Raw genomic sequence first — 5,105 nt, forward strand, 5'->3', positions numbered from 1 at the left:
GCAGGCGTAGAAATGCACGTATTTGAGTGCCGTTGTATTGAAATAGACCGGTTTTTTCGGGTAGTGGGCGTGCATTATCAGTCTTTCACTGTATCCTGCGTCCATGGCAAAATGTTTTAATTATTGTTCTTTTTAACACTGTCCGGGCCCTCGCCCTCTTCCCGCCCCGGTACCGCCTGCTGCCCTCCTGATCGCGCCTGTTGCCGCCCGGCGCTTCCCTGCTCCGGCCTGGGCCCTTCATCACTCTTTTTGAGCCTGCCCGACTCTCTCAGTGCACGGTTTATTATCCACTCAATCTGCCCGTTCACGCTGCGGAACTCATCGGCCGCCCACTTTTCGAGGGCGTTCATCATCTCGGGGCTCAACCTCAGTACAAATGGCTTCTTTTTGGACATTTTAAAATTGCTTGGTTTTAATACTGATCTGCCGGGTGGGTTCCCTGTCCCGTTGCAGGATGCAGATAATCAGCCCGGCAGATACAATTGGGAAACATGAAGCGCACAGCCACCCGGGAAAGCGGCTGTCGCCGTTTACTGGTATAGCGACCCGGTGTTTATAACGGGACTCACATCCTTGTCGGAGCAGAGCACCACCATCAGGTTGCTTACCATGGTTGCTTTTTTCTCTTCATCGAGGCTGACAATATCCTTTTCTGAGAGACGGGCGAGCGCCAGGTCAACCATGCTTACGGCTCCCTCGACGATCTTCTGGCGGGCGGCCACCACGGCCGACGCCTGCTGCCTGCGCAGCATTGCCCCGGCTATCTCAGAGGCATAGGCCAGGTAGGCAATGCGCGCCTCCATTACATGGATGCCTGCTATCTTTAGCCTGTCCTTCAACTCGTTTTCCAGCTCGTTGTTTACCTCTTCGCCACCTGATCGCAATGAAATATCTGCCTCGGCATCATCAAAATTGTCATACGGGTAAAAGCCTGCCAGCTTTCTTATGGCTGCCTCGCTCTGTATGTCGACAAACCTGATGAAATCGTCAACCTCGAAGGCAGCCTTGAATGTATCTGCAACGCGCCACACCAGCACGATCCCTATCATGACCGGGTTACCCAGTTTGTCGTTCACCTTGATCGGCTCTGAGTTGAGGTTCCTGGCCCTCAGCGAAATGATCTTCCTATCGAAGAATGGGTTTATCCAGTAGAAGCCATTCTTTTTAATGGTTCCGGAGTATTTTCCGAAAAGCACCAGCACGGCACTCTGGTTAGGGTTGACCACAAGCAGTCCCATCCAGCAGAAACCATCGGCAATCAGCAGGAACAGCCACCAGGGGCTTACATACACGGCCAGCAGAATAGGGCCGATAAACAGGGCCAGTGCAATGATGGCCCCGGGATACCCCATGTAGGGGGGAAGTTTCTTTTCTTTTTCCATGATAATTGATATTAGGTTAATTTCCGTTAGTGATATCAATATGATATCACAATGATATGACAAGATTTTTATTTTTCCAAATATTTTCGGTTAAATTTGCACATGAAGCAGAAATTTGCACCAGATTAGGTATTTACGTTAACAAAGATATTTTGGCCGGAAGTGCTTTCCGGTAAAGCTGACAAGGCCATGCAATTCCGGCCACTGAAACTCAAACGGAAGAACTATGTCAAAAAGCAACTGGAAAAAGCGAAAAGGAGTAGTATATTCAACTGACCCCGGCTTCAGTTACAAAACCGGTGATTTGGGAGCGGATGAAACACCCCCCCCTCATGAGCAGGACCTGCGGGTGTGGCTGGACAGAAAGCAGAGAAAGGGCAAACTGGTAACACTGGTTACCGGTTTTACAGGCAGTGACAAGGACCTGGCAGAACTTGGGAAATTGTTGAAAAACAAGCTTGGTACAGGCGGCTCGGCTAAAGAGGGAGAGATACTTATCCAGGGTGATTTTCGCGACAGGGTTGTAGAGATACTTTCGACAGAAGGGTTCAGGGTCAAAAGGGCCGGCGGCTGAAAGGTCAGGTTGATGCAATGGCACATGCAGCGGCAGATGCATACTGTCCGGAGCCAGCTGCCTTTTGAGATGAAACAGGTAATGACGCTCTTGCGGCTGTTGTGGCCGCAAGGGAAATTCCCGGGGGCGACTTCGGCAGGGTCTGCCTTATGTAATGTGGTTTAAACCTGAAAGTAACCATGAGAATCTTATCTGTGCCCTGTGCCAGAAGCGTAATGAGCTGCAGGCTTTTTACTGTTTGCATTTTGCTGCTTTCGGCGCAATGCCTGCAAGGCCAGTTTTTTGAAACCGGCCAGCCGCCTGCATCAGTCCCCTGGGCACAGATCAACACCGGTAATTTCCGGATTATTTATCCGGTAACATTTGGTGATCATGCACACCGGCTGGCATCACTGCTTGAGGAAGCACGGCATCTGACCGGCTATTCGCTTGATCACAGTCCCCGCAAAATCCCCGTGATCGTGCACAACCACAATGCCCGGTCAAACGGACTGGTATCATGGGCGCCCAGGCGTATGGAACTATATCCCGTGCCGCCACAGGATTCGCGGAGCAGCGACTGGCTGCTTCAACTTGCAGTACATGAGCAGAGGCATGTGGTGCAGATTGACAGGCTTAACCGCGGCACCACCAGGGCCCTCTCATTCCTGCTGGGAGAACAGGCTCACGGCCTCGGGGCAGGACGGTTGCCGTTGTGGTTCCTCGAAGGCGATGCCGTTGCTGCAGAGACGGCGCTCACCCTGGCAGGGCGGGGGCGCGCTTCTTCGTTTGACATGCCCCTGAGGGCCCTTCTGTTGAGCAAACCAGGACAGTACAGCTATGACAAATTCCTCTTCCGCTCTTTCAGGGATTATGTACCCGACCATTACACATATGGTTACCAGATGGTTGGGAAACTGAGGGCTGAATATGGACCTGAGATCTGGACCAACACCCTTGAATACCTGGCACGGAGACCTTACCATCCCGCACCCTTTGCAACATCACTCAGGAGGCAGACCGGGACAGATCTTTCCGGGCTGCATGAGAAGACCCTGGCCAGGCTCAGGAAGGAGTGGGGCAGTGAGCATGAACCGGGCAGGGTTGAAGAGGGCCGGATCATCAACCATCGCGACAGTGAACTTTTTACAAGCTACCGGCATCCCCTGTGGATCGGCGATTCGTCGGTTATCGCCCTTAAATCGGGCATTGCGCAAACAAATGAATTTGTCGTTGTCAATATGGACGGCACGGAGAAGCCGCTTCATTCTCCCGGGATTCTCTCAGCACCTTCGTTTACCTTTCGGGGAAGCCGCCTGGCATGGTCTGAATTTCAACCTGATATAAGATGGGGTCTGCGAAGCTATTCCGTTATCAGGGTGCTGGATACAGATACCGGCAGGAGATGGAGTATAGGTAACGGAGGCAGGTACTTCTCCCCGGTTTTTGCCCCTGACGGACTCTTCCTGGGGGCAGTGGAGGTCGACCTGCAGAACCGCCATTTCCTGGTTTTTATCAATTCCGTTACCGGCGAAGTGGCCGGCAGGCATCCTGCACCCGGAGAAGTTGCGATACAGGTGCCGGCAATTGATCCGGCAGGAAGGCAGGTTTTTATGACATTTACCTCGCACGAGGGTATGGGAATAACAATGTTTGACCGGGATAACGGCCGGTGGGAAACTGTTCTTGAACCCACGTTTGTGAATATCTCTTCTGTTTTTATAGCCGGAAGCTATATCTGCTTCCGTTCAGATCATGCCGGCAAAGATGACCTGTTTGCCCTCGACCGGCATAGCCGGCGGCTTTACCGGCTCACCTCTTCACGATTCGGGGCTTTTGACGGTAATCTCTCTTCCGGCAGTGGCCAGATCGTATATTCAGATTATACAGCCGATGGGTATGACCTTGTAACCGTTCGCTTCAATCCGGTTGAAACCGGTCCCGGTCAGGTGCGGGATTTGGATGACGGCGGACTGCCTGCCATGCTGGCTTCTCATGAAAAGGGAATAATGTCTGGTGCCGTTCAGGACAGCACCTTGTGGCAGTCCGCTCCATACAGGAAGGGGCTCAACCTTTTCCGGTTTCACAGCTGGTCACCATTTTATTTTGATTACAGCGACCTGAATATCGAAGGGCAGACCGTCTATCCCGGTGTCACATTACTGTCGCAAAACCTGCTTAATACCGCCAACACCTTCATTGGCTATTCATACAGGGAGGGGCGGCATGTTACCCACGGAAACCTGGTCTACAAGGGGTGGTATCCTGTAATGGAAGCAGGTTTTGATTACGGTGATGAGCCGCTTGTATACACCGGGAGGGATACCGTGGGACCGCAAAACGGCATCTCATACGGCAGGCTGAACCTCAAAGGAACCGCATATCTGCCCCTGAACCTCTCATCCGGGCGTTATGTCGGGGGACTGGAGCCGTTGATGCGTATCAGTTACCGTAATGACCTCTATCATTATGAAGATGACGACCTTTACAAAAGGGGTATGACAACAATTGAGACAAGGTTGCTGGCCTACCGTTACCGGAGAAGAAGCTACCGCGACATTGCACCGCCGTGGGGACAGGTTTTCCGGTGGCGACGGATCGGTTCACCTTTTGAATCGGAGAACCTGGGATCGATAAATGCTGTGGAGGTTACTCTCTGGTTTCCCGGACTGATGCCGCATCACAGCATCCGGCTGGATGCTGCCGGTCAGGGCCAGGAACCTGTAAAATATTATTATACCGGACTTGTCAGCTTCCCGCCTGGTTATGAACGGGAGAAAAGTGACCGCCTCCGGCTGATCAGCGGAAAGTACTCTTTCCCGTTTTTGTATCCTGATCTCTCCATCCCGGGTGTGCTTTATCTGAAACGCCTTCATGCCGGGGTATTTGCCGCAGGAGGAGTGAACAGCCTGAGGGTTTACAATGCAACAGCACGCAGGGTTGAATGGCAGGACGAAAGGCTCTTCTCATATGGAGCCGATATAACGGCCGGTTTTCACCTGTTCAGGTTGGTGTTCCCCTTCAATATGAGCATCGGTTTTGCCCATATCCCCGAAAGGGAAAAGACCTCGCCCCTCTTTTCCATGAGTATGGACATCAATATATTTTAGGCAGGGTTAAGATTTACATCTGCCGCAGGAGGATTGCTGTGTTGACATTGCCCCGGGCAG

Annotated in this window: 5 protein-coding genes; 2 read left to right on the top strand and 3 right to left on the bottom strand. The window is 52.3% G+C overall.

Annotated elements, in window-relative coordinates; genetic code table 11:
* Positions 1-116 precede the first annotated feature (116 nt).
* Both EA408_00160 and EA408_00165 read right to left on the bottom strand, forming a co-directional pair.
* Positions 117-395, bottom strand: coding sequence for an Arc family DNA-binding protein (locus tag EA408_00160; GenBank protein TVR75548.1), 279 nt, complete (start codon positions 393-395; stop codon positions 117-119).
* Positions 396-530: 135 nt separating this feature from the next.
* Positions 531-1,382 (bottom strand): SPFH domain-containing protein, encoded by an 852-nt coding sequence (locus EA408_00165; GenBank protein ID TVR75549.1) that lies wholly within the window; start codon positions 1,380-1,382, stop codon positions 531-533.
* A 226-nt stretch (positions 1,383-1,608) separates the two neighbouring features.
* On the opposite strand from EA408_00165, the gene EA408_00170 reads away from it, so the two are divergent.
* Complete coding sequence (locus EA408_00170) at positions 1,609-1,956, top strand: translation initiation factor (protein TVR75550.1); 348 nt, start codon at positions 1,609-1,611, stop codon at positions 1,954-1,956.
* 4 nt (positions 1,957-1,960) lie between these two features.
* Here the strand turns inward: EA408_00170 and EA408_00175 are convergent, their stop codons facing one another.
* Positions 1,961-2,200 carry a hypothetical protein gene (locus EA408_00175; protein TVR75551.1) on the bottom strand — a complete coding sequence of 80 codons (240 nt, stop codon included), beginning with the start codon at positions 2,198-2,200 and terminating at the stop codon, positions 1,961-1,963.
* A 1-nt stretch (position 2,201) separates the two neighbouring features.
* Between EA408_00175 and EA408_00180 the strand changes: the two genes are divergently transcribed.
* Entirely contained in the window at positions 2,202-5,045 is a 2,844-nt protein-coding gene (locus EA408_00180; GenBank protein ID TVR75552.1) for a hypothetical protein, read from the top strand.
* Positions 5,046-5,105 lie beyond the last annotated feature (60 nt).

This window comes from Marinilabiliales bacterium (assembly GCA_007695015.1).
Lineage (GTDB): Bacteria > Bacteroidota > Bacteroidia > Bacteroidales > PUMT01 > PXAP01.